This is a genomic window from Priestia megaterium (assembly GCF_009497655.1).
Classification (GTDB): domain Bacteria; phylum Bacillota; class Bacilli; order Bacillales; family Bacillaceae_H; genus Priestia; species Priestia zanthoxyli.
Genome location: NZ_CP023317.1, coordinates 4,298,209 through 4,322,606, shown reverse-complemented (window position 1 = coordinate 4,322,606; position 24,398 = coordinate 4,298,209). Strand labels below are relative to the sequence as shown.

Sequence of the window (24,398 nt, the reverse complement as noted above, 5' to 3'; positions counted from 1 at the left end):
TAGCACTCAGAGTTTTAGAGTGCTAACAGAGGTGATGAAGCGTGCTTACTGATCGACAGTTATTAATTTTACAAGTCATTATTGATGATTTCATTCGATCTGCGCAGCCGGTAGGCTCTCGAACATTATCTAAGAAAGAAGAGTTTAATTTTAGTTCGGCTACGATTCGTAATGAGATGTCAGACCTAGAAGAACTTGGATTTATTGAAAAAACTCATACTTCTTCAGGGCGCGTTCCGTCTGAGAAAGGCTATCGTTATTATGTTGATCACCTAGTGTCCCCGCAGCACTTGAAAGCAAGCGATGTTTCTACAGTACGTTCGGTATTTGCTGAGCGCATTGTAGAACTGGAGCAGCTCGTTCAAAAATCAGCGCAAATTTTATCTGATTTAACGAGTTTAACGTCCATTGTGCTAGGGCCAAAAGCGGTCAGCCATAAGTTAAAACAGCTGCAGATTTTACCTTTAACGGCTCAGTCAGCTGTTGCCATTATTGTGACTGATACAGGACACGTTGAAAGTCGGACGATTACGTTACCGAGCAGTATTCAACCTTCCGATATTGAAAAGATGGTTAACATTTTGAACGAAAAGCTCATCGGCGTTCGCATTACTGATTTACATGATAAAATGTACAAAGAAGTAGCGACGCTCTTAAAAAGCCACATTCAAGGGTATGAGCAGACGATGGACATACTCAATGATGCATTAAAGCTCAACATGAATGGCAAATTAGTAGTTGGCGGCAAAACGAATATGTTTGCTCAGCCGGAATTTCATGATCTTAATAAAATTCGCGGGCTGTTCAACATTATTGAACATGAACAGCAGTTTTATAAGCTGCTAAGCCCAAATGAGGCTGGCATACACGTGAAAATTGGTCATGAAAATAAGTTGAATGAAATGGTAGGCTGCAGCTTAATTACAGCTAGTTATTCTTTTGGTCACGAACAGCTCGGCACAATTGCTATACTGGGACCGACCCGCATGGAATATGCGCGTGTGATTAGTTTGCTTACACTGCTATCATCAGATATGTCTCAAGTGTTAACAAACTTGTATAAAGAATAAAGGAATCGGGTGGAATATATTACTTCCATCCTTTCCCTGTGATAAAATAAAAATCGTTGTTTAAAATGTGAAAATGTGTGTAAACATTTAAGGGAGGTGAATGAATTGTCAAACGAAAAGCAAGTAGAAGAACAAAACGAAGAAGTGGTTGAAGAAGTTCAAACAGAAGCTGCTGAAGCAACTGAAGCTGAAGCGTCTGAGGAAGTAAACCCTCTTCAACAAGAAAATGATCAATTAAAGCAACAGCTTGAAGAAGAAGAGAATCGCTACTTACGTCTACAAGCTGATTTCGATAATTTCCGTCGTCGTTCACGTCTCGATGCAGAAGCTGCTCAAAAATACCGTGCTCAATCATTGGTTGCGGATATTTTACCAGCACTTGATAACTTTGAACGTGCATTACAAGTTAACACAGCGGACGAACAAACCAAATCTGTGCTACAAGGTGTAGAAATGGTATACCGTCAATTGGTAGAGGCACTTCAAAAAGAAGGTGTTGAAGCAATTGAGTCAGTTGGGAAAACATTTGATCCATACGAGCATCAAGCAGTGATGCAAGTAGAAGACGATGAATACGAACCGAACACGGTAGTAGAAGAGCTTCAAAAAGGTTACAAATTAAAAGATAAAATCATCCGCCCTGCGATGGTTAAAGTGAATCAATAACACTACATATTATGAAGGAGGTCATTGTCAATGAGTAAGATCATTGGTATCGATTTAGGTACAACTAACTCTTGTGTCGCTGTATTAGAAGGCGGCGAACCAAAAGTAATTCCAAACCCAGAAGGAAACCGTACAACGCCATCAGTTGTGGCATTCAAAAACGGTGAGCGTCAAGTTGGGGAAGTAGCGAAACGTCAAGCTATTACAAACCCTAACACAATTATTTCAGTTAAACGTCATATGGGTACAGACCATAAGGTGGAAGCTGAAGGCAAGCAATACACGCCTCAAGAAATGTCAGCTATCATTCTTCAACATTTGAAAGGTTATGCTGAAGAGTATTTAGGTGAGCCTGTAACAAAAGCTGTTATCACAGTTCCTGCTTACTTTAATGATGCTGAGCGTCAAGCAACAAAAGATGCTGGTAAAATTGCTGGTTTAGAAGTAGAGCGTATTATTAACGAGCCTACTGCAGCAGCGCTTGCATACGGATTAGAAAAAACAGATGAAGATCAAACAGTTTTAGTTTATGACCTTGGTGGCGGTACGTTTGACGTATCTATTCTAGAACTTGGCGACGGCGTATTTGAAGTTCGCGCAACTGCAGGTGACAATCGCCTTGGTGGTGACGACTTTGACCAAGTAATCATCGACTATTTAGTAGCTGAATTCAAAAAAGAAAACGGCGTTGATTTAAGCAAAGATAAAATGGCGCTTCAACGTTTAAAAGATGCGGCTGAAAAAGCGAAAAAAGATTTATCAGGCGTAACATCTACACAAATTTCTTTACCATTTATCACTGCTGGAGAAGCTGGTCCTCTTCACTTAGAAGTATCTTTATCACGTGCTAAATTTGACGAGTTATCAGCAGGTCTTGTTGAACGTACAATGGCCCCTGTGCGTCAAGCTTTAAAAGATGCAGGTCTTTCTGCAAGCGAACTTGATAAAGTAATCTTAGTTGGTGGTTCAACTCGTATCCCAGCGGTACAAGATGCAATCAAAAAAGAAACTGGTCAAGATCCTCATAAAGGTGTAAACCCTGATGAAGTAGTTGCACTTGGTGCAGCAATTCAAGGTGGCGTATTAACTGGTGATGTAAAAGACGTTGTATTACTAGACGTAACGCCTTTATCACTAGGTATCGAAACAATGGGTGGCGTATTTACAAAGCTAATTGAGCGTAATACGACAATTCCAACAAGCAAATCACAAGTATTCTCAACGGCTGCAGATAGCCAAACGGCTGTAGATATTCACGTTCTTCAAGGTGAGCGTCCAATGTCTGCAGACAATAAAACGCTAGGACGTTTCCAATTAACAGACATTCCTCCTGCACCACGCGGAGTACCTCAAATCGAAGTATCATTCGATATTGATAAGAACGGTATCGTAAACGTTCGTGCAAAAGATTTAGGTACAAACAAAGAGCAGGCGATTACAATTAAATCTTCAACTGGTTTATCAGATGACGAAATCGAACGCATGGTAAAAGAGGCGGAAGAAAACGCAGATGCTGATAAGCAACGTAAAGAAGAAGTGGAACTACGCAACGAAGCAGATCAACTAGTGTTTACAACTGAAAAAACATTAAAAGATCTTGAAGGAAAAGTAGAAGAAGCTGAAGTAACAAAAGCTAACGAAGCAAAAGATGCTTTAAAAGCTGCGATTGAAAAGAATGACCTTGAAGAAATCAAAGCGAAAAAAGATGAACTTCAAGAAATCGTTCAAGCGTTAACTGTAAAATTGTATGAGCAAGCTCAACAAGCTCAGCAAGCAGGTGAACAAGGCGCTCAAAATGATGATGTTGTAGATGCAGAGTTTGAAGAAGTAAACGACGACAAAAAATAATGCATCTTGACGACTAACGTGAATGACGCCATGGTGCGATTCACATCTTTTTAAAAAGTCAAAGTCAAGCTTATTTCTTGGCTTTGACTTTTTTAACGTGGAAAAGCGAAAGGGGAAGTTTTTCTCTTGGCTCTCTGCGTGCACGTGAGCAATAGAAAGTAACTTTTATGTTGCTATGGAATTATTAATAATGATACAATTACGTTTATGTGAAACGATTCGGGAGTGAGTATTGATGAGTAAGCGAGATTACTATGAAGTACTCGGTATCAGTAAGAGCGCTACAAAAGATGAAATAAAAAAAGCATACCGCAAGCTTTCTAAACAATATCATCCAGATATTAATAAAGCGGAAGATGCTGCTGACAAATTTAAAGAAGTAAAAGAAGCATATGAAGTATTGAGTGATGACCAAAAAAAAGCACAATACGATCAATTTGGTCATACTGATCCAAATCAAGGCTTTGGCGGCTTTGGTGGAGGCGGCTCAGACTTTGGCGGCTTCGGCTTTGAAGATATTTTCAGCTCGATCTTTGGTGGTGGTGGTCGCAGACGTGACCCTAATGCTCCGAGACAAGGTGCCGATTTACAATACACGATGACACTTTCTTTTGAAGAAGCTGTTTTCGGAAAAGAAACAACAATTGAAATTCCACGTGAAGAAACGTGTGAAACATGTCACGGTTCAGGTGCAAAACCTGGAACAAAAGTTGATACATGTTCGCACTGTAATGGTTCAGGTCAGTTAAACGTTGAACAAAACACGCCGTTTGGTCGCGTGGTAAATCGACGTGCGTGTCATCATTGTAATGGTACGGGAAAAATCATTAAAGACAAATGTGCAACGTGCCACGGTGACGGTAAAGTAACAAAACGACGTAAAATTAATGTTAAAATCCCAGCTGGTGTAGATGATGGTCAACAGCTGCGCGTTAGTGCTCAAGGAGAACCAGGGGTAAATGGTGGTCCTCCGGGAGATTTATACGTAGTGTTCCACGTGCGCACTCATGAATTCTTTGAACGTGATGGAGACGATATCTACTGCGAAATGCCTTTAACGTTTGCTCAGGCAGCACTAGGTGATGAAGTAGAAGTACCAACTCTACACGGCAAGGTGAAGCTGAAGATTCCTGCTGGTACACAAACGGGGACGAAATTCCGTTTAAAAGGAAAAGGTGTGGCAAACGTACGAGGGTATGGTCAAGGAGATCAGCATATTCACGTTCGCGTTGTAACGCCAACAAAAATATCAGAAAAACAAAAACAATTATTGCGTGAGTTCGCTGAACTGAGCGGTCAAGAAGCCGTTGATGAGCAGCATGATTCCTTTTTTGCAAAAGTAAAACGAGCAATTAAAGGAGAATAATTGTCTTTCATAATAAACAGAGACAGGTTGGTAAAGGTACTTTGCCAACCTGTCATCTGTCATGTTCATATTTAAAATCCTATATTACTGAAGGCAGAAAGGATGAAGTTGGTAGCAATGAAATGGTCTGAAATTTGTATTCATACAGCGCAAGAAGCAATTGAACCCATCTCACATATTTTACATGAATCAGGAGCTAGCGGGGTAGTCATTGAAGATCCTGCTGATTTAGTGAAGGACAGAGATACAACTTTTGGTGAAATCTATGATTTAAACGTAGAAGACTACCCAGAGGAAGGTGTAGTGATTAAAGCATACCTTCCAGTTAACAGCTTTTTAGCAGAAACTGTGGATGGTATCAAAAAAGAAATTAATGGACTGCTTGTTTACGACTTTGATTTAGGAGCTAACAAAGTTACGATCAGTGAAGTGAACGAGGAAGAGTGGGCCACTGCTTGGAAAAAATATTACCACCCTGTGAAAATTTCAGAGCGTTTTACGATTGTACCAACTTGGGAAAACTATGAGAAAGTAAGCACAGATGAATTGATTATCGAGCTTGATCCCGGAATGGCTTTTGGTACAGGTACGCATCCAACGACGGTTATGTCTCTTCAAGCATTGGAAAGAACAGTGAAAGCAGGAGATACCGTTATTGACGTGGGTACAGGCTCAGGAGTGCTAAGTATTGGCGCAGCCCTGTTAGGAGCAAGTAATGTACAAGCTCTAGATCTTGATGAAGTAGCCGTACGTTCTGCCCGCGAAAATATTGAACTGAATCAAGTTGGAAATATCGTAACAGTAGGTCAAAACAACTTATTGCAAGGCATAGAAGGACCGGTTGACATTGTTGTGGCGAATATTCTAGCTGAGGTAATCGTTCGTTTTGTAGACGATGCTGCAAAGGTATTAAAGCCAGGAGGCATGTTCATTACATCAGGTATTATTAGTGCGAAAAAAGAAGATGTCAAAAAAGCGTTAACGGGAGCGGGCTTTGTTATTCAAGAAGTAACGCTTATGGAAGATTGGGTAGCAATTATTGCGCAAAAACAAGCTTAACAAGTGAGAAGGTGTCAAGATGCAACGTTATTTTCTGCCAAATGATCAATTTCAAGAGCAAAGTGTCATAGTGATACAAGATGATGCCCATCATATCTCACGCGTCATGAGAATGAATGAAGGATCACAGTTTATTGCCTGTAATGAACAGGGGCAAGCTGCTTTGTGTGAAATTGAAAATATTTCCGCTAACGAAGTGAAAGCATCTATTATAGAATGGATAAGCGAAGAAAAAGAGCTTCCAGTCCATGTTACAATTGTGAACGGTCTGCCTAAAGGGGATAAGCTCGAGCTTATTATCCAAAAAGGGACAGAACTTGGAGCGTATAGGTTTATCCCTTTTATTGCGGCTCGTTCAGTTGTTAAATGGGATGATAAAAAGAGTCAAAAAAAAGTAGATCGCTGGAACAAGATTGCTAAAGAGGCTGCAGAACAATCTCATCGTACGATTGTACCAGCAGTAGAAGCCCCAATTTCTTTTAAGAAACTAGTAGAAATTAGCGGTGACTATACTCATAAAGTTGTAGCCTATGAAGAAAGAGCAAAGCAAGGAGAAACATCTCATCTGCACGCTGTTCTTTCAGCTTTAAAACCCGGCAATTCCGTGCTTGTGGTTGTAGGCCCCGAGGGTGGTTTGACCGAGCAGGAAGTAGAAGTATTAGAAGAAAATGAATTTACAATAAGCGGATTTGGTCCGCGGATTTTACGAGCAGAAACAGCTCCATTATATGCGCTGTCTGCTATATCTTATCAAACTGAGTTAATGAGGTGACGATTATGTCAACAGTTGCTTTTCACACGCTAGGGTGTAAAGTAAATCACTATGAAACAGAAGCAATTTGGCAATTGTTCAAAGGCCAAGGCTATGAGCGTGTTGAATATGAACAAACTGCCGATGTATATGTAATTAATACATGTACGGTAACAAATACAGGAGATAAAAAGAGCCGTCAAGTTATTCGCAGAGCTGTGCGAAAAAATCCAGATGCGGTTATTTGTGTAACTGGATGTTATGCTCAAACTTCGCCAGCTGAAATTATGGCCATTCCTGGTGTTGATATCGTAGTAGGTACACAAGATCGTGTTAAGATGCTTGATTATATTGAACAATTTAAAAAAGAGCGTCAGCCGATTAACGGTGTAGGAAACATTATGAAAACACGCGTATATGAAGAGCTAGATGTACCGGCATTTACAGACCGTACGCGTGCTTCGTTAAAAATTCAAGAAGGCTGTAACAACTTCTGTACATTCTGTATTATTCCATGGGCACGCGGTTTAATGCGATCTCGTGATCCTAAAGAAGTAGTAGCACAAGCACAGCAGCTAGTGGATGCAGGCTATAAAGAAATCGTGTTAACAGGTATTCACACTGGCGGATACGGAGAAGACATGAAAGATTACAATCTTGCCCAGCTTCTTCGTGATTTAGAGTCTCAAGTAAAAGGATTAAAACGCATTCGTATTTCGTCAATTGAAGCAAGTCAAATTACGGACGAAGTGATAGAGGTACTAGATCAGTCAGAAATGGTTGTACGTCATTTGCATATCCCTCTTCAATCAGGTTCAAATACGGTATTGAAGCGCATGCGTCGTAAGTATACAATGGAGTTCTTTGGCGAGCGCTTAAACCGTCTGAAAGAAGCTCTTCCTGGATTAGCGATTACATCAGATGTGATTGTCGGGTTCCCAGGTGAGACAGAAGAAGAGTTTATGGAGACGTATAACTTTATTAAAGAGCACGGTTTTTCAGAGCTTCACGTATTCCCGTATTCTAAACGTACAGGTACGCCAGCAGCTCGTATGACCGACCAGATTGATGAAGAAGTAAAAAATCAACGTGTGCACCGTTTAATCGAACTTTCAAACCAATTGGCAAAAGAATATGCTTCAACGTTTGAAGGAGAAGTACTAGAAGTAATTCCGGAAGAAAAATATAAAGAAGATCCTGAAAGTGGTTTATATGTAGGATATACTGATAACTACTTAAAGGTTGTGTTTAAAGCGTCTGAAGAAATGGTTGGAAAGCTTGTAAAAGTGAAAATTTCAAAAGCTGGATATCCTTATAATGAAGGTGAGTTTGTTCGCGTGCTAGATGAGGTTCATCTTCAAGATCAGGTGAAAATGAGCTCATAACACTTATTGGAAAGCTGCGTGTTTGCGCAGCTTTTTTCATACGTATAAAACAGCTGAGTGAGTAATCTTTTATCAAGAAAGTTCATAAAATAAAGGGGGAATAACTGCATTACTTTATGTAAAGCGGTTGACCTTAAGGAATCATTATATTATAATTGCAAAAGACATGTCTAACATGTCATTTCATTATGATGTTAGTGGTTTTGTTCGGAGGGAGGGAATTAGAATGTCAAGAACAGTTGTTCGTAAAAACGAATCGCTTGAAGATGCTCTTCGTCGCTTCAAACGTTCAGTTTCAAAAACTGGTACGTTACAAGAAGCAAGAAAGCGCGAATTCTATGAAAAGCCTAGCGTAAAGCGTAAGAAGAAATCTGAAGCTGCTAGAAAACGCAAGTTCTAATAAGAGGGTGGATTTATGAGTCTTCTCGAGCGTTTAAATAGTGATATGAAACAAGCGATGAAAAACAAAGAGAAAGAGAAGCTTGGGGTCATTCGTATGGTCAAAGCATCTCTTCAAAACGAAGCCATTAAGTTAGGCACTGACCTAACTGAAGCAGACGAGTTGACGGTTATTTCTCGCGAATTCAAACAACGTAAAGACTCCCTCCATGAATTTGAGAAAGCAGGTCGTCAAGATCTTGTTGATAAAATTCATTCTGAATTAGCGGTTTTAGAAGTTTACGCTCCTAAACAGCTAACTGAAGAAGAGTTATCTGAAATTATTAAAACGACGATTGAAGAAACGCAGTCTTCCTCTAAAGCTGATATGGGGAAAGTTATGGGAGCGCTTATGCCGAAAGTAAAAGGCAAAGCGGATGGCTCTCTTGTTAATAAGCTTGTCCTTCAACACTTATCATAAAAAACACCTTACCTTGTGTAAGGTGTTTTTTATATAGATAATATCCGAACGTATGTTTTGTTTCTCTAGTGCAAAGAATAAAATAGATAAATTTTAAAAAATTTGAAACTATTGTTAAAGTTATTCGTATATACAGATACATACTCATACTATCTATGGAAGGAGGGAAGTGTATTCGGTGAAAACCTTATTTTCTTTCGTGTGCTTTCTTATTTTAGCCACTGGGTTATTCCCCACTATTAGCACCGCTGACGTGAAGCGTGTACACATTATTCCTGTCAATAAAACGGTAGAAAATGGACTGCTTTCTTTTTTAAACAGATCCATTGAAGATGCGGAAAATGACGGTGCAGATTTGATTATATTGGACATAGATACTCCTGGAGGAGCTGTAGATGCAGCTTCTGAAATAGCTAAAAGCTTAACCTCAACACCTATTCCTACCGCTGCTTTTGTCGACAAAAAAGCATTATCGGCCGGAGCGTATATTGCACTTAACGCCGATCAAATTTATATGACACCCGGCTCTACAATGGGATCGGCAGCTGTGATTGACCAACAGGGAAATGCAGCAGGAAAAAAAGCTCAGTCCTACTGGTTATCGGCTATGAAGAGCGCAGCAGAACAAAATAACCGAAACCCTAAATATGCAGAAGCGATGGCAAACACAAAGATGGTCATACCTGAGCTCAACTTAAAAGGAAACGAATTGTTGACGCTAACTCCGAAGCAAGCCGAGCAAGTTGGTTATTCAGAAGGAACTGTAAAAAATTTAGATGATCTCCTGAGCGTGCTTGGCTATGAAGATGCTAAACTGACGTATGCAAAAATGAGTGTAAGTGAACAAATTGCTCGTTTTCTTACCCATCCGCTTGTTGTTCCCATTTTATTATCCATTGGTGCTTTAGGAATTGTAATTGAATTGTTTACGCCTTCATTTGGTATTGCGGGCTCCATTGGAGTAGCTTCACTTCTTTTATTTTTCTATGGTCATATGGTAGCAGGATTAGCAGGAATGGAAGCCCTCGTTTTATTTATAGCAGGAATTATACTGCTTCTATTAGAGATTGTAGTGCCAGGCGGCGTTTTAGGGCTGCTAGGGCTTGGAGCTATCATTTTAAGTTTTTTTATGTCAACAGATAATAATGTCGAAATGGGAATTTCTCTTGTAATTGCAATAGTGGTGGCACTGGGAGGTGCGTTTGTGATGATGAAATTTTTTAAAAGAAAGCTTACACCTTTCAAAAAAATGGTGCTTAATGATTCACTTAATACCGAATCTGGTTATGTATCGAATCAAAATCGGTATGAATTAATAGGAAAACAAGGTAAAACAACAACACCGCTGCGTCCTTCAGGCACCGTGCTCATCGATGAAGAGTATGTGGATGTAGTCACTGAAGGCGGATATTTAGACAAAGATGTGTTAGTAAATATTATAAAAGTAGAGGGATCAAGGGTTGTGGTGCGGAAGCTCACAGAGCCTTTGAAAAAGGAGGACCTTAATTAATGGAAGCAGGTAGCGTATTGTTTTTTGTAGTTATTGGCCTAGCAATTATTGCTTTAGCTGTTTTTTTCACTTTTGTACCGATTATGTTATGGATCTCAGCATTAGCAGCAGGCGTTCGTATTAGTATTTTCACACTGGTCGGAATGAGACTTCGTCGAGTGATACCATCTCGCGTTGTGAACCCGTTAATTAAAGCAAGTAAAGCCGGTTTAGGTATTACCATTAATCAATTAGAAAGCCACTATTTAGCAGGCGGTAACGTGGACCGCGTGGTAAATGCGTTGATTGCAGCGCACCGAGCAAATATTGAGTTAACATTTGAGCGCGGAGCAGCTATCGACTTAGCGGGCCGTGATGTGCTAGAAGCTGTACAAATGAGCGTTAATCCAAAAGTTATTGAAACACCTTTTATTGCAGGGGTGGCTATGGATGGAATCGAAGTCAAAGCAAAAGCCCGAATTACCGTTCGTGCAAACATTGATCGACTAGTAGGGGGAGCTGGAGAAGAAACGATTATTGCCCGTGTTGGCGAGGGGATTGTTTCTACAATCGGTTCACAAAAAGATCACAAAAAAGTATTGGAAAACCCTGATATGATCTCTCAAACGGTTTTAGGAAAAGGGTTGGATTCCGGAACAGCGTTTGAAATCTTATCCATTGATATTGCTGATATCGACATTGGTAAAAATATTGGGGCAGTTCTTCAAACAGACCAAGCAGAAGCAGATAAAAATATTGCCCAAGCAAAAGCCGAAGAACGTCGTGCTATGGCCGTTGCTCAAGAACAAGAAATGCGTGCAAAAGTAGAAGAAATGCGTGCAAAAGTAGTAGAAGCAGAAGCAGAAGTACCATTAGCGATGGCAGAAGCACTGCGCTCTGGCAATATTGGCGTCATGGATTATATGAATATTCAAAACTTGACTGCTGATACGGATATGCGTGATTCAATTGGAAAAATGTCTAAAGAAGACGATGAGAAATAATGAATCAGTTTAACAAGGAGGTTTTCTCCTAATGAATATCGTTGAAACGCTTATTAAACTAATTATTAATAATGCTTTCATTTTTGTCATCATTGGAGGGATTATTTTTAACGTTGTGCAGCGTTTTATGGCTCAGTCAAAAGAGGAAGAACAGCAGCGTTCTAAAAGAGCTCCTATGCCTCCTGTAAACAATCCTTCAAGGCGGGAAAGACCTAGATATCGCCCTGTCAAAGAAGAGCCAAAAACAGCTCGTATGGAGCCAGAAATCGCTCCTTCAGCAGAAACAAATCCTTTGCAAGAAAAACTGGAAGAGCTAAAAAACCGTTCGTATCATGAACCTTCTATTCAAAAGAAAATCGCAGTTGAAAAACCAAAAACAACTGATGAGAAAAACGTTTTTAAGCCCATTTCTCGTAAAGAAGCTGTTCAAGGAGTGATATGGTCCGAAATTCTAGGGCCGCCAAAATCGAAACAACGTAAATATAAACGATAAATAGATGTGATACATTAACCCCCTTTCTCATAAACATGAGATGAAAGGGGGTTCTTTTTATGAGCAAAAAGTGGAGACACCAAATGAAAAGATGGATGACAAAAACAATGGAACTACCCGCTGATGTATTAATGGATCTTCCCCGTATTACGTTAGTTGGACAAATACACATTTATATTGAAAATCATAAAGGTTTATTAGCCTTTTCTGATACTGAAATACGCGTGTTACTAAAACAGGGACAAATGTTAATTCGAGGTGAAGGACTGGTCATTAAAGTAATACTGCCAGAAGAACTGGTTTTAGAAGGTAAAATCAATCAAGTTCTTTATTTAGAACAATAACACAAGGAGGAAAAAAATGAAGAATGGATGGACAAACTTTGTTATTGGTACCGTACGTATTCGAATTGTTGGAAAAGGAATTGAACGTTTCTTAAATAATTGTGTGAGACAACAGATTATGATCTCGAATGTCCATAAAGTTGACGGTCAGCTAGCGACAGCAACGATATTATTGAAAGATGTAAAGAAAATTCGTATACTAATTCGCAACGCAGACTGTAAAATTTATTTTATAAGAGGCCGAGGTTTTCCTTTTTTAACAAAACGAGTGATTAAAAATAGTGGATTTGCTTTAGGTTTTCTTTCTTTTTTTATTATTCTTGGTTTGCTTTCCAACATGGTGTGGAAAGTGGAAATTAGCGGTGCAGAACCACAAACAGAACATCAAATGACGAAGCAGCTGGCCAAAATAGGTGTAAAAAGAGGAGAGTTTCAATTTCTGTTAGAGAGTCCTGAAAAAATTCAGCGCTATTTAACGGATAATATGAACAATATTACCTGGGTGGGAGTAGAAGTGCGCGGCACTTCTTATCACTTCCAAGTGGTTGAAAAAAATGAGCCCAAGCCTCAGCAAAAAACACCTTACCAACATTTAATTGCTAAAAAGAAAGCTATTATTACGAATTTGTTTGTCGAAAAAGGACAACCTTTAGTCAAGGTTAATGATTTTGTCAACGAAGGCGAGGTCTTAGTTTCCGGTATTATTGGAAACGAAAAAAATAAAAAAGTAGTAGCTGCTAAAGGAAAAGTCTACGGTGAAACATGGTATAAGTCTGAGGTGGAAGTGCCTTTAAAAACTGATTTTCAAGTATTAACGGGTAATGGATATACGAAGCACTATTTAGATTTTCAAGCTTTTAAAATGCCTCTTTGGGCTTTTAACAAAGAGAAATACGGCTCAAAGGTGACAGAAAAAGTGGAGCATCCACTCTATTTTTTTAAATGGAAATTACCTCTGTCGTATGAGAAAGTTGCTGTACGAGAAGAACAGAATTCGCAGCGCGTCTATTCTAAACAAGAGGCGGTGGAAAAAGCTTTGGAAATCGGTCGAAAAAAATTACTATCAACTTTAGGTGAGGATGCTAAAATAAAAGGTGAAAAAGTTTTGCACCAAGAACAGGACAATGGTAAAGTTAGATTATCAATACATTACCAAGTTATAGAAAATATTGCGAACACTCAACCAATTATTCAAGGAGATTGATGAATGTCAGAACAGCTAGTAACAATTAACGTACAACTTGATGATTCAAACGAAGCCATTTCATTATTTGGCGTACAAGATGCGAATTTAAAGCGAATTGAAGAAGAAATGCAGGTCTCGATCATTTCAAGAGGTGAGACTGTTGTAGTCTCCGGAAGTACAGAAAATGTTCAGCTAGTGGAAGAAATGCTTAAAAAGTTACTGAACATTATCCGCAAAAATATTTCCATATCTGAACGAGATGTTGTGTATGCGATTCAATTAGCTAAGAAAAATTCTCTCGAGTTTTTTGAAGATGTATATGAAGAAGAGATTGGTAAAAACGTAAAAGGTAAGACTATTCGTGTTAAGACATTAGGACAAAGTCACTACATTTCTGCTATTAAGAAAAATGATTTGGTATTTGGAATTGGGCCTGCTGGTACGGGTAAAACGTATTTAGCCGTTGTCATGGCCGTTAATGCTCTTAAAAATGGTCACGTACAGCGTATTATTTTAACACGTCCTGCTGTTGAAGCAGGTGAAAGTCTTGGCTTCTTGCCAGGAGATTTGAAAGAAAAAGTAGATCCGTACTTGCGGCCTCTGTACGATGCATTACATGATGTATTAGGAACAGAACATACGCAACGCCTAATCGAACGCGGAGTTATTGAAATAGCACCCCTTGCTTATATGCGAGGTCGTACACTAGATGATGCGTTTGTTATCTTAGACGAAGCACAAAACACCACGATGGCGCAAATGAAGATGTTTTTAACACGACTAGGATTTGGGTCTAAAATGGTGATTACAGGAGATATTTCACAAATTGATTTACCAAAAGGAGCTCAGTCTGGTCTAGCGGCTGTCTCGAAAATCCTGACCAATGTTAAAGGTATTTCGTTTGTTCATCTAGAACAGTCAGATGTTGTGCGCCATCCACTTGTGGGACGTATCATTCAAGCGTACGAACACGCTGACCAAAAGACCCTTTCTTAATAGGGTCTATTTTTTGTAAAAGGGGGTACGTTTGTGTCAACGTTTCGGATAATCAAGCAAACAATGGCACAGATCGAGCGATTACGGTTAATTCAAATTGGGTTATATGCCTTGTTAGGTATAATGATGTTTGCGTCTATGTATAGCAATGTAAAGCCGCAGGAATTAGATCTTAGACTACTGTCTATTTCCCCGCAAACCATTTACTCACCCGTTACCATTGAAGATAAAGAGAGCACAGAGAAAAAACGGGCAGAGGCAGAACAAGCCGTTGAAGATGTGTATACACAAAAAACAGAATACGCACAGAACCAAGTCGATCTTGTTGCATCTATTTTTGATGCGATGATGGAAGTTAATACAAAATATGAAAAAGAAGATCATGAAGATGACAGTATCGATGCCGTATTAAAAACCAAACAAAAAATGCTAGAGGATAAGCTTCCTGAAGACATTCAAAAAAACTTGCCAAAGGATACCATCAAGCAGCTGCTTCAGTCTTCTAACAGTGATTTATCGATTGCGAAAGACGCTGTAGTTACAGCCGTTCATCATGTGATGAAAGATCAAGTGAAGATTAGCGATGTAGAAGAGAAAAAAGACCAGGTAGAAGGTCAGCTTGTTTACACCAATGTCAGCAACTCCCTAAAGGATTCAATGAATGCAATTGCTAAATTCGCTATCATTCCAAATGTGATTTATGATCCCAAAAAAACAGCTGAAAACCGTCAAGCAGCTGTGGAAAAAGTGGAGCCTGTTCGAATTAAACAAGGTCAGATTATTGTAGAAGAAAATCAGCTTATTAATCCTGATATATATCGTCAGCTCCAGCTCGCGGGATTGTTGAATAATAAAGGATCTATTCAGCCTTTTGCGGGATTAGCTTTGCTGATTGTGATGATGATAGCCGGCCTCATTTACTATTTGCGTGAATTTCACACCAAGACATATCAGCCCTTGTTGTTGTATGTATTGGTAGCAACCATTACGATTGGCCTCATGAAAATCTTAAGCTTGTTTCAACAAATTGATTTATCGGAAATTGGTTTCTTAGCTCCTGTTGCGGTGGGAGGTTTGCTGATTCGAATTTTAATGGATGAACGCATTGCTATTTTATCAAGTATTGTATTTGCTATTTGTGGAAGCATTATTTTTAATGGTGAATTGACAACCTCGTTTAATATGAACATTGGGATTTACTTTTTAATTAGCAATATTGCTGCTATTTTATTTTTAAGCAGGCAGCACAGGCGTTCACGGATTTTGCAGGCAGGTCTATTTGTGGCTATGGTAAACGTAATTATTAGCTTTGCTATTATTTTTATTAAAAATGGCCAAATTGGTACTGTAGAGCTTGGCTATTACAGCATGATGTCAATTGCATCTGGTGTTATTGCTTCCGTTTTAGCTATAGGTTTGCTTCCGTTTTTTGAAAGTGGATTTGGCATTTTATCTACGATGAAGCTGATTGAATTATCGAGTCCTAATCATCCGCTATTACGTAAAATCTTAACCGAAACACCGGGAACGTATCATCACAGTGTAATGGTGGCAAACTTATCTGAAGCGGCGTGCGAAACGATAGGAGCTAACGGTTTATTAGCGAGAGTGGGGGCTTATTACCACGATATTGGTAAAACGAAGCGACCGCAGTATTTTATTGAAAATCAAATGAATATTACCAATCCGCATGATAAACTAAGTCCGAAGACTAGTAAAAATATTATAATCGCACATGCTACAGATGGAGCGACCATTTTGCGAAATCACAAGTTTCCAAAAGAGATTGTAGATATTGCAGAGCAGCATCACGGAACGACCCTGCTTAAGTTTTTCTATCATAAGGCACTTGAACAAACAGAAGAAAAAATTGATGAAAAAGAATATCGCTATCCTGGACCAAAGCCTCAGTCAAAAGAAGCAGCGGTTATTTGCATAGCTGATAGTGTAGAAGCAGCCGTAAGGTCAATGTCCAATCCAACTCCGGAAAAGATTGAGAACTTGGTGCGAAATATTATTAAAGATCGCTTGCAGGATGAGCAGCTTAGCGAGTGTAACGTAACGCTCAAAGAGCTAGAGTTAATTCGCCAAGCACTATGTGAAACTTTAAATGGGATTTTTCATTCCCGAATTGAATATCCAGAGATAAAAAAAGAGAAGGTGAAGGTATGAGTTTAGTTATTGATTTTATTGATGAAACAAACGAAGTGAGTAAAGAGCAGCAAAAAGAGCTTGAGAAGCTGCTTGAAGCCGCTGCTATATATGAAAATCTTCAAGAGGATGCAGAAGTATCCGTTACATTTGTGGATAATGATCGAATTCAAGAAATCAATCATCAATACCGCCATAAAAATCAGCCAACGGATGTAATATCGTTTGCGCTAGAAGAAATGGGCGAAGATGAAATGCAAATTATCGGAGATGAGATGCCAAGAGTCCTGGGGGATATTGTCATTTCGATTCCAAAAGCTCATGAGCAAGCAGAAGAATACAATCACTCGTTTATGAGGGAGCTAGGATTCTTAACGGTTCACGGTTTCTTGCACTTGCTTGGGTATGACCATGAAACATCAGAAGATGAAAAAGAGATGTTTACACGTCAAAAAGATATTTTAGAACAATATGGACTCTCGCGATAAAAAAGGGATAGCTAAAGTTGTCAGTAGCTTTGGTTATGCAATAGAGGGGTTTCTCTATGTTTGTAAAACACAGAGAAATATGCAAATTCACGTAGCAGCTTCTTTCATCGTCCTTCTCTTAGGAGCCGTGCTGTCAATTACAGCTGGTGAATGGACGGTTGTGCTGCTTCTGATTGCAGGCATGTTCAGCTTAGAGTTAATGAATACAGCGGTTGAAAAAGTTGTTGATTTAGTTTCTCCTGAATATCACATACTAGCAAAACACGCAAAAGATGCAGCCGCAGCCGCGGTGTTGGTCTATGCGTGTTTTGCTGTCCTTATAGGAGGAATTATTTTCTTAAAGTATTTGTTTTAAAAAGGATTCTTTTTGGTTCTTTACACCCCCGTGGTATAATAAAAAAGGACAAGTTAAAAGACATGTAGAAGCGCAAAAGGAGAGCGGATAAATGGATAAGACCGGACTGATTGATGAGGCGAAAAAAGCTCGTGAAATGGCTTATGTACCGTATTCAAAATTTAAAGTTGGTGCAGCTTTATTGACGAAAGATGGAAAGGTTTATCGCGGCTGCAATATTGAAAATGCAGCTTATAGCATGTGCAATTGTGCTGAGCGTACGGCTTTATTTAAAGCCTATTCAGAAGGAGATAAAGAGTATAAAGCACTTGTTGTAGTAGCTGATACTGATCGTCCTGTTTCTCCGTGTGGAGCATGCAGACAAGTAATCTCTGAGCTTTGTCCAAAAGAAATGAAAGTTATATTAACCAATTTAAAAAATGACATACAAGAACTAACTGTGGAAGAATTACTTCCAGGAGCATTTTCATCGGAGGATTTACATGAGTAATAATGAATTTAAGTCAGGTTTTGTTTCAATTATTGGAAGACCAAACGTAGGGAAATCAACTTTTTTGAACCGAGTGATTGGTCAAAAGATTGCGATTATGAGTGACAAACCGCAAACAACTAGAAATAAAATTCAGGGTGTGTACACGGAAGATCAGGCGCAAATTGTGTTTATAGATACACCAGGAATTCACAAACCAAAGCATAAATTAGGCGACTTTATGATGAAGGTAGCACAAAATACGCTTAAAGAAGTAGATTTAATTTTATTTATGATTAACGCAACAGAAGGCTTAGGTCGAGGCGATGAATTTATTATCGAGCGTTTAAAAGATACAAAAACGCCTGTTTTCCTTGTGATTAATAAAATTGATGAAATTCATCCAGACGAATTGTTTTCAATTATCACGAATTATAAAGACTTATATCCTTTTGCTGAAATTGTGCCAATTTCAGCTTTACAAGGAAATAACGTGGAGCGTTTGCTTGATCAAATCAAGCAGCGATTGCCGGAAGGTCCGCAATATTACCCGGCAGATCAGGTAACAGATCACCCAGAGCGCTTTATTATTACGGAATTAATTCGTGAAAAAGTGCTGCATGCAACGAGGGAAGAAATACCTCATTCTATTGCCGTTGTGATGGATTCTATGCAAAGACGAGATAATGGCGCTGTTTACGTCGGGGCTACAATTATCGTCGAAAGAGATTCACAAAAAGGCATCGTAATTGGAAAGCAAGGAAAGATGTTAAAAGAGGTAGGAAGAAAAGCAAGAGCAGACATTGAAGCCCTTTTAGGTTCAAAAGTATTTTTAGAACTATGGGTAAAAGTACAAAAAGATTGGCGAAACCGAGCGTCGCATCTCCGTGACTTTGGATTTAGAGAAGACGAATATTAATCATTTGAGTTCTTGTTTGCGTCGATTTATATCCCTTCATAAAAGAAGGTGATTTGTAAAAAATTGTGTTACATGATTTTACGTCGGAAGGCTATTCTAAACATAAGGAATTGAAATATGTATCTGATCTTTATGGTTAGAAAGGTGGGAGTTCTATGTTGAATTTTACTTGGAACATTTTTTCACAAACAGGTAGCATTGATACTTATCTCATTTTTAAGGAACTTGAAAATGAAGTGAAAGAAAGACCCGAAACATATGAGGACAACAGCGAAAGTCTCAATTCTCCCTTGTCTTAGCCTTCTGTAAGATGGCGGTGATGATGATTGTTTAAAAAGTGTGAAGGAATTGTCATTCGAACGAATGATTACGGTGAATCAAATAAAATTGTCACCATTTATTCACGTGAACTCGGAAAAGTGGGTCTCATGGCAAGAGGGGCAAAAAAGCCCAGTAGTCGCTTAGCTTCCGTCACACAATTATTTACGTATGGATACTTTTTTATACAAGCAGGTTCAGGAATGGGTACTCTCCATCAAGGAGAAGTTATCTCATCTATGAGAAGCATACGCGAAGATATCTTCACAACAGCGTATGCTTCTTATATTCTTGAATTAACAGATAAAGCTACTGAGAACAATAAACCAAATCCATTTCTATTTGAACTGCTGCATCAAACCATTCATTATATGAACGAAGAGTATGATGCAGAGATCTTAACATTTATTTATGAAATGAAAATGTTAAACGTTCTAGGTCTTCATCCTACATTAAATGAATGTGCAGTCTGCCATCAAGGTGAAGGAACCTTTCATTTTTCCATTCGAGAAGGCGGGTTTATTTGTCATCGATGCTTAGAAAAAGATCCTTATCATTTGAAAATTAGTCCGATGACGGTTAAACTATTAAGGCTATTTTATTACATTGATTTAAAGCGGTTAGGTTCTATTTCTGTTAAACCCGAAACAAAAAAACAATTAAAGTTTGTAATTGATCAATATTATGAAGAATATTCAGGATTGTTTTTAAAAACAAAGCGGTTTTTGAATCAGATGGAGTCTTTAAAACAATCGCTCTCTGATGAGAAATAGAAAAGATAATCAGTGATATGCAAGGAATTGCTGTCGCTAGGGTGCCTCGTAGTGTGTAGAGGACACCCTTTTTACTGTGGAGCGAAGGGGTAGTTTCGCTTATTGTAAGCGTAATGTCTGCTTTTTTTGAGAAGCCATGGTAAAATAAACGGCATTCTAAAAAGATAAAATGCTAAAATTAATAAGTTATAGCTTTTACTTTTGCTTAAAAAGTATATAATGTTTTATAAATAGTATGTCACATTTAATGATTAGGTGGTGAGTACAATCGAACTGAACAAACGACAAGAACAAATTTTACAAATTGTCAAAGACGAAGGCCCTATTACAGGCGAGCATATTGCAGATCAGCTTAGCCTTACGCGGGCCACGCTAAGACCGGACCTTGCTATTTTAACAATGGCTGGTTATCTAGAAGCGCGACCGCGCGTAGGTTACTTTTACACAGGTAAAACAGGAGCACAGCTTCTTACAGATAAAATAAAAAAAATACAGGTGCAAGAGTATCAGTCTATCCCTGTAGTCGTGAACGAAAATGTGTCGGTATATGATGCTATTTGTACAATGTTTCTAGAAGACGTGGGGACCCTTTTTGTAGTGGATGAGAAATCACAGCTAGTGGGAGTACTGTCGCGTAAAGATTTATTGCGCGCGAGTATCGGAAAGCAAGAGCTCACATCTATTCCTGTTCATATTATCATGACGAGAATGCCCAACATTACATATTGCTATCGCGAAGATTTGTTAATTGATATTGCTAAGATCTTAATTGAAAAACAGATTGATGCTATGCCCGTTATTAAAGAGGGAGACGGCAATTTTGAAGTGGTGGGACGCATTACCAAAACAAATATTACAAAATTACTAGTAGCATTAGCAAATGATGAAGTATTATAAGTGAAAAAGGATTAAAAAGGGGATGCACAAAATATGAACAACCCATGTCTTTATGTCATTTCGGATTCTGTAGGTGAGACAGCTGAACTAGTTGTAAAGGCTGCCTCTAGTCAGTTCAATATGACAGACTTTGTAATTAAAAGAGTACCTTATGTAGAGGACATCGCAACACTTTCAGAAGTGGTTTCAGTAGCAAAGTTGAACAACGCTATTATTGGCTTTACGTTAGTAAAGCCCGAAATGAGAGAATTTTTAATTCAAGAAGCGTCCAAGAACGGGGTAGAGGTATTTGATATTATTGGACCTTTAATTGATAAAATTCAATCTTCTTATCAACTTTCTCCTCGCTATGAGCCTGGTATGGCTAGAAAATTAGACGAAGATTATTTTAAGAAAGTAGAAGCGATTGAATTTGCAGTGAAATATGATGATGGGCGTGATCCGAGAGGAATTCTTAGAGCGGATATCGTATTAATCGGTGTATCAAGAACGTCTAAAACGCCTCTTTCTCAATTTTTAGCACACAAGCGTTTGAAAGTAGCCAATGTTCCGATTGTACCTGAAGTAGATCCACCAGAAGAGCTGTTTCACGTATCACCTGAGAAGTGTATAGGGCTTACTATTAGTCCCGAAAAATTAAACGATATTCGTAAAGAGCGTTTAAAGTCTCTTGGTCTAAACGATAAAGCAATTTATGCTAATATTGGTCGTATTAAAGAAGAACTTGAATTTTTTCAAGGGATTGTAGATAAGATTGGCTGTGAAGTGGTTGACGTATCCAACAGGGCCGTAGAAGAAACAGCCGGTATCATTCTCAATACCATCAAAAAGAAATAAACGATGGATCTCCTCCGTGCGTAATATAAAGGAGATTGCTTTCTTATGTTTGTATGCTGTAAGCCTAAGAAAATATACCAAAGATGAATATGACAGAACTTTTAAAAACAAGTGACTTTGGTATAGAAAATATAGGTTGTTTATATTATAATAAAAAATTGTGATAAAAAAGAATAGTTTTAGGTTTAGACTTTGTTAAGAACGAATAAACTATTTATATAAAAGTCAAGTCAAAATCGAAAAAAGTATTCGACAAATGCCATCTACAGGAAATAACAATTTGTTAGAAGGAATCTCTGGAGGGATGTAGAATACAGAGTTATAGCAAAAGAAAAAGTAAAGTTTTTGTCGATGCTGATGCATGCCCTGTCAAAGCAGAAATCGTTGAACTTACACATACATATGACATCGAGCTTGTGTTTGTTGCTTCCTATGCTCACATGCAAACAAATCCTACACCAGGAAAATGGGTCTATGTGGATGCAGAAAAGGAAGCCGCAGATTTATATATTTTAAATCACGCAGCCAAGCAGGATATTGTCGTAACTCAAGATACTGGCTTGGCAAGCATGTTAGTAAGTCGAGGGGTTTATGCACTGTCTCCTCGTGGAAAGTACTATAATGACGACGAAATGAATACGGTGCTTTTCTTTCGCTATGTTTCTGCAAAAGAGCGACGATCAGGGCGTCATACTAAAGGCCCGAAGGCATTTAGTGAAGAAGATCGCCAGCATTTCATTCAAGCTTTTGAAAAAATGTTGTCGAAACTTGCAGGAATTTAGCACTTAGTGAAGAATATTATATGAAATACGGAGCTGTTACTATGGCAAATCGAATTCCTGATGAAGTAATCGACCGTATTCGGCATTCAGTAGATATTGTCGACGTCATAAGCGATTATGTACAACTAAAAAAACAAGGGCGCAATTATTTTGGACTCTGTCCGTTTCATGGGGAAAGCACACCATCTTTTTCAGTATCGCCTGATAAACAAATTTATCATTGCTTTGGATGCGGTGCAGGAGGGAATTCATTTTCATTCATAATGGAATTAGAAGGACTGTCCTTCACGGAAGCAGCTCAGCAGCTTGCTGAAAAAGGAGATATTCCTTTTGAACATGAGATACATCCTCATGAAGAAGATAATCAAAAGCCTAGCAATAAAATGATTGAAGCACACGAGCTTTTAAAGAAATTTTACCATCATTTATTGGTAAATACAAAAGAAGGCCAAGATGCTTATGATTATTTAATAAATCGAGGGTTTTCACGAGAAATTATCGATGAATTTGAGATAGGTTTTGCTTTAGATTCGTGGGAATTTGTAAGTAAGTTCTTAACAAAACGTGGGTTTAATCCGCAAGAGATGGAACATGCAGGTTTAATCATTAAACGCAACCAAGATGAAACGTACTTTGATCGTTTTCGCGATCGAATTATGTTTCCTATTGCTGACTTGCAAGGCAAAACAATTGCATTTTCAGGGCGCCTGCTAAAAGAGATAAAAGGGCAGCCTAAATATTTAAACAGTCCCGAAACTTCTATTTTTAACAAAAGTCGCACACTCTACAACTTTCACCGCGCTAAAAAACATATACGCAAAAATCAGCAGGTTATTTTATTTGAAGGATTTGCAGATGTTATTTCAGCTGTTAAAGCGGGGTGCCCAAACGCAATTGCAACAATGGGAACTGCCTTAACAGAAGAACAAGCCAAAATTATTCGCCGAAATGTAGAGTCCGTTATCATTTGCTATGATGCAGATTCTGCTGGAATTGAAGCAGCGCACAAAGCAACTGCTATCTTAACAAATGTGGGTTGTACCGTTAAGATTGCTGTGATGCCGGATGGTTATGACCCGGATGATTATATTAAAGAATACGGGGCAGAGAAGTTTCAAAATGATGTTATTAATAGCAGCTTGACCTTTATGGCATTTCAAATGAGGTATCTCCGCCGAAAGCGAAATCTACAAAATGAATCTGAACGTATGCAATACATTGAAGACGTTTTGAAAGAAATAAGCCTCCTTACAAAAGCTGTAGAGCGAGATCATTATTTACGCCAATTGGCACAAGAGTTTTCCATTTCATTAGATGCGCTTAAAGAACAGCAGTATCAAGTGTATCGAACGGAAAAAAAGAAAAAGGATAATGATTCTCCAAATCGAAATAATATAAATAGACAACCAGTCGTAAAGAGAAGCTTATTACCGGCTTATCAAAATGCAGAACGTTTTTTGATCGCTCATATGTTGAAAGATAAGGATGTAGCATTTAGAATTCAAGACCGACTTCAAGGTCAGTTCAATGTCGAAGAACATCGTGCGCTTGTTCTATATTTGTATGCCTATTACGAGGAAGGACACGAGCCTAATCCGAGCGGATTTATTGAGCGGTTGCCCGAATCTTCGTTGTCTAGTCTAGCTTCAGAATTGGCGATGATGTCAATCAATGATGAATTGTCGGAGCAAGCTTTGAATGATTATATCCAAACGATATTGATTTATCCACAAAGGGTAGCGATAGAAAAAAAAGAAGCAGAAAAGCAAGAAGCAGAGCGTCAAAAAGATTATTTAAAAGCTGCGACAATAGCAATGGAAATTTTACAGTTGAAAAAAACGTTAAAATAAACGATGTTGCGTATTAGTCCCACTTTTAGAAGGTTTTCCTTAA

Annotated in this window: 26 protein-coding genes; all 26 read left to right on the top strand. The window is 38.5% G+C overall.

Features of this window, described 5'->3' with window-relative positions:
* Positions 1–41: 41 nt before the first annotated feature.
* The gene (gene hrcA / locus CEQ83_RS22145; protein ID WP_013059244.1) at positions 42–1,070 is read left to right on the top strand and encodes a heat-inducible transcriptional repressor HrcA; all 1,029 of its coding nucleotides are present in this window, start codon (positions 42–44) and stop codon (positions 1,068–1,070) included.
* A gap of 105 nt (positions 1,071–1,175) precedes the next feature.
* Complete coding sequence (gene grpE, locus CEQ83_RS22140; protein WP_028411655.1) at positions 1,176–1,736, top strand: nucleotide exchange factor GrpE; 561 nt, start codon at positions 1,176–1,178, stop codon at positions 1,734–1,736.
* A gap of 30 nt (positions 1,737–1,766) precedes the next feature.
* On the top strand, positions 1,767–3,584 hold the full coding sequence (gene dnaK, locus CEQ83_RS22135) for a molecular chaperone DnaK (protein WP_014458181.1): 1,818 nt from the start codon (positions 1,767–1,769) through the stop codon (positions 3,582–3,584).
* Positions 3,585–3,819: 235 nt separating this feature from the next.
* Positions 3,820–4,950, top strand: a complete 1,131-nt coding sequence (dnaJ, locus tag CEQ83_RS22130) for a molecular chaperone DnaJ (protein ID WP_013059241.1) — start codon at positions 3,820–3,822, stop codon at positions 4,948–4,950.
* A gap of 117 nt (positions 4,951–5,067) precedes the next feature.
* Complete coding sequence (gene prmA, locus CEQ83_RS22125; protein ID WP_028411654.1) at positions 5,068–6,009, top strand: 50S ribosomal protein L11 methyltransferase; 942 nt, start codon at positions 5,068–5,070, stop codon at positions 6,007–6,009.
* Positions 6,010–6,028: 19 nt separating this feature from the next.
* Positions 6,029–6,781: a 16S rRNA (uracil(1498)-N(3))-methyltransferase gene (locus CEQ83_RS22120; protein WP_028411653.1), complete on the top strand. Its 753-nt coding sequence runs from the start codon at positions 6,029–6,031 to the stop codon at positions 6,779–6,781.
* 5 nt (positions 6,782–6,786) lie between these two features.
* Entirely contained in the window at positions 6,787–8,145 is a 1,359-nt protein-coding gene (gene mtaB, locus CEQ83_RS22115; RefSeq protein WP_025750549.1) for a tRNA (N(6)-L-threonylcarbamoyladenosine(37)-C(2))-methylthiotransferase MtaB, read from the top strand.
* A gap of 226 nt (positions 8,146–8,371) precedes the next feature.
* Complete coding sequence (gene rpsU, locus CEQ83_RS22110) at positions 8,372–8,545, top strand: 30S ribosomal protein S21 (RefSeq protein WP_013059237.1); 174 nt, start codon at positions 8,372–8,374, stop codon at positions 8,543–8,545.
* 15 nt (positions 8,546–8,560) lie between these two features.
* Positions 8,561–9,004 (top strand): GatB/YqeY domain-containing protein, encoded by a 444-nt coding sequence (locus CEQ83_RS22105; RefSeq protein WP_013059236.1) that lies wholly within the window; start codon positions 8,561–8,563, stop codon positions 9,002–9,004.
* A gap of 178 nt (positions 9,005–9,182) precedes the next feature.
* Positions 9,183–10,514, top strand: coding sequence for an NfeD family protein (locus CEQ83_RS22100; protein WP_028411652.1), 1,332 nt, complete (start codon positions 9,183–9,185; stop codon positions 10,512–10,514).
* A complete protein-coding gene (gene floA, locus CEQ83_RS22095; RefSeq protein WP_028411651.1) occupies positions 10,514–11,497 on the top strand; it encodes a flotillin-like protein FloA in 984 nt (327 codons plus the stop codon). Before CEQ83_RS22100 ends, floA begins: the two co-directional genes overlap by 1 nt.
* Positions 11,498–11,528: 31 nt before the next feature.
* Positions 11,529–11,990 carry a hypothetical protein gene (locus CEQ83_RS22090; protein ID WP_098112952.1) on the top strand — a complete coding sequence of 154 codons (462 nt, stop codon included), beginning with the start codon at positions 11,529–11,531 and terminating at the stop codon, positions 11,988–11,990.
* Positions 11,991–12,049: 59 nt separating this feature from the next.
* A complete protein-coding gene (gene yqfC, locus CEQ83_RS22085) occupies positions 12,050–12,334 on the top strand; it encodes a sporulation protein YqfC (RefSeq protein WP_013059232.1) in 285 nt (94 codons plus the stop codon).
* 16 nt (positions 12,335–12,350) lie between these two features.
* Positions 12,351–13,538, top strand: a complete 1,188-nt coding sequence (gene yqfD, locus CEQ83_RS22080) for a sporulation protein YqfD (RefSeq protein WP_028411649.1) — start codon at positions 12,351–12,353, stop codon at positions 13,536–13,538.
* A gap of 3 nt (positions 13,539–13,541) precedes the next feature.
* The gene (locus CEQ83_RS22075) at positions 13,542–14,516 is read left to right on the top strand and encodes a PhoH family protein (protein ID WP_028411648.1); all 975 of its coding nucleotides are present in this window, start codon (positions 13,542–13,544) and stop codon (positions 14,514–14,516) included.
* Positions 14,517–14,579: 63 nt separating this feature from the next.
* Positions 14,580–16,688, top strand: coding sequence for an HD family phosphohydrolase (locus CEQ83_RS22070; protein WP_034327270.1), 2,109 nt, complete (start codon positions 14,580–14,582; stop codon positions 16,686–16,688).
* Entirely contained in the window at positions 16,685–17,155 is a 471-nt protein-coding gene (gene ybeY, locus CEQ83_RS22065; protein ID WP_028411646.1) for an rRNA maturation RNase YbeY, read from the top strand. The genes CEQ83_RS22070 and ybeY overlap by 4 nt, the downstream gene beginning before the upstream one ends.
* Positions 17,139–17,510: a diacylglycerol kinase family protein gene (locus CEQ83_RS22060; protein WP_016765589.1), complete on the top strand. Its 372-nt coding sequence runs from the start codon at positions 17,139–17,141 to the stop codon at positions 17,508–17,510. Before ybeY ends, CEQ83_RS22060 begins: the two co-directional genes overlap by 17 nt.
* A gap of 91 nt (positions 17,511–17,601) precedes the next feature.
* Positions 17,602–18,000 carry a cytidine deaminase gene (locus CEQ83_RS22055; protein WP_028411644.1) on the top strand — a complete coding sequence of 133 codons (399 nt, stop codon included), beginning with the start codon at positions 17,602–17,604 and terminating at the stop codon, positions 17,998–18,000.
* The gene (gene era / locus CEQ83_RS22050) at positions 17,993–18,898 is read left to right on the top strand and encodes a GTPase Era (protein WP_013059225.1); all 906 of its coding nucleotides are present in this window, start codon (positions 17,993–17,995) and stop codon (positions 18,896–18,898) included. Before CEQ83_RS22055 ends, era begins: the two co-directional genes overlap by 8 nt.
* Before the next feature lie 155 nt (positions 18,899–19,053).
* Complete coding sequence (locus tag CEQ83_RS22045; RefSeq protein ID WP_014458193.1) at positions 19,054–19,197, top strand: YqzL family protein; 144 nt, start codon at positions 19,054–19,056, stop codon at positions 19,195–19,197.
* A 27-nt stretch (positions 19,198–19,224) separates the two neighbouring features.
* Positions 19,225–19,989 carry a DNA repair protein RecO gene (gene recO, locus CEQ83_RS22040; RefSeq protein WP_013059224.1) on the top strand — a complete coding sequence of 255 codons (765 nt, stop codon included), beginning with the start codon at positions 19,225–19,227 and terminating at the stop codon, positions 19,987–19,989.
* 258 nt (positions 19,990–20,247) lie between these two features.
* Positions 20,248–20,886, top strand: a complete 639-nt coding sequence (locus tag CEQ83_RS22035; protein ID WP_025750542.1) for a transcriptional regulator CcpN — start codon at positions 20,248–20,250, stop codon at positions 20,884–20,886.
* Positions 20,887–20,919: 33 nt separating this feature from the next.
* Positions 20,920–21,723 carry a pyruvate, water dikinase regulatory protein gene (locus tag CEQ83_RS22030; protein WP_014458195.1) on the top strand — a complete coding sequence of 268 codons (804 nt, stop codon included), beginning with the start codon at positions 20,920–20,922 and terminating at the stop codon, positions 21,721–21,723.
* 311 nt (positions 21,724–22,034) lie between these two features.
* The gene (locus CEQ83_RS22025) at positions 22,035–22,505 is read left to right on the top strand and encodes a YaiI/YqxD family protein (protein ID WP_028411643.1); all 471 of its coding nucleotides are present in this window, start codon (positions 22,035–22,037) and stop codon (positions 22,503–22,505) included.
* Between the two features lie 41 nt (positions 22,506–22,546).
* Positions 22,547–24,355: a DNA primase gene (dnaG, locus tag CEQ83_RS22020; protein WP_016765586.1), complete on the top strand. Its 1,809-nt coding sequence runs from the start codon at positions 22,547–22,549 to the stop codon at positions 24,353–24,355.
* Positions 24,356–24,398: the final 43 nt, after the last annotated feature.

Bases quoted from the DNA above. Each gene is read 5' to 3' on its own strand.
- dnaK (WP_014458181.1), top strand. From the start codon at position 1,767: ATGAGTAAGATCATTGGTATCGATTTAGGTACAACTAACTCTTGTGTC.
- dnaJ (WP_013059241.1), top strand. From the start codon at position 3,820: ATGAGTAAGCGAGATTACTATGAAGTACTCGGTATCAGTAAGAGCGCT.
- prmA (WP_028411654.1), top strand. From the start codon at position 5,068: ATGAAATGGTCTGAAATTTGTATTCATACAGCGCAAGAAGCAATTGAA.
- CEQ83_RS22120 (WP_028411653.1), top strand. From the start codon at position 6,029: ATGCAACGTTATTTTCTGCCAAATGATCAATTTCAAGAGCAAAGTGTC.
- mtaB (WP_025750549.1), top strand. From the start codon at position 6,787: ATGTCAACAGTTGCTTTTCACACGCTAGGGTGTAAAGTAAATCACTAT.
- rpsU (WP_013059237.1), top strand. From the start codon at position 8,372: ATGTCAAGAACAGTTGTTCGTAAAAACGAATCGCTTGAAGATGCTCTT.
- CEQ83_RS22105 (WP_013059236.1), top strand. From the start codon at position 8,561: ATGAGTCTTCTCGAGCGTTTAAATAGTGATATGAAACAAGCGATGAAA.
- floA (WP_028411651.1), top strand. From the start codon at position 10,514: ATGGAAGCAGGTAGCGTATTGTTTTTTGTAGTTATTGGCCTAGCAATT.
- CEQ83_RS22090 (WP_098112952.1), top strand. From the start codon at position 11,529: ATGAATATCGTTGAAACGCTTATTAAACTAATTATTAATAATGCTTTC.
- yqfC (WP_013059232.1), top strand. From the start codon at position 12,050: ATGAGCAAAAAGTGGAGACACCAAATGAAAAGATGGATGACAAAAACA.
- yqfD (WP_028411649.1), top strand. From the start codon at position 12,351: ATGAAGAATGGATGGACAAACTTTGTTATTGGTACCGTACGTATTCGA.
- CEQ83_RS22075 (WP_028411648.1), top strand. From the start codon at position 13,542: ATGTCAGAACAGCTAGTAACAATTAACGTACAACTTGATGATTCAAAC.
- CEQ83_RS22070 (WP_034327270.1), top strand. From the start codon at position 14,580: ATGGCACAGATCGAGCGATTACGGTTAATTCAAATTGGGTTATATGCC.
- ybeY (WP_028411646.1), top strand. From the start codon at position 16,685: ATGAGTTTAGTTATTGATTTTATTGATGAAACAAACGAAGTGAGTAAA.
- CEQ83_RS22060 (WP_016765589.1), top strand. From the start codon at position 17,139: ATGGACTCTCGCGATAAAAAAGGGATAGCTAAAGTTGTCAGTAGCTTT.
- CEQ83_RS22055 (WP_028411644.1), top strand. From the start codon at position 17,602: ATGGATAAGACCGGACTGATTGATGAGGCGAAAAAAGCTCGTGAAATG.
- era (WP_013059225.1), top strand. From the start codon at position 17,993: ATGAGTAATAATGAATTTAAGTCAGGTTTTGTTTCAATTATTGGAAGA.
- CEQ83_RS22045 (WP_014458193.1), top strand. From the start codon at position 19,054: ATGTTGAATTTTACTTGGAACATTTTTTCACAAACAGGTAGCATTGAT.
- CEQ83_RS22030 (WP_014458195.1), top strand. From the start codon at position 20,920: ATGAACAACCCATGTCTTTATGTCATTTCGGATTCTGTAGGTGAGACA.
- dnaG (WP_016765586.1), top strand. From the start codon at position 22,547: ATGGCAAATCGAATTCCTGATGAAGTAATCGACCGTATTCGGCATTCA.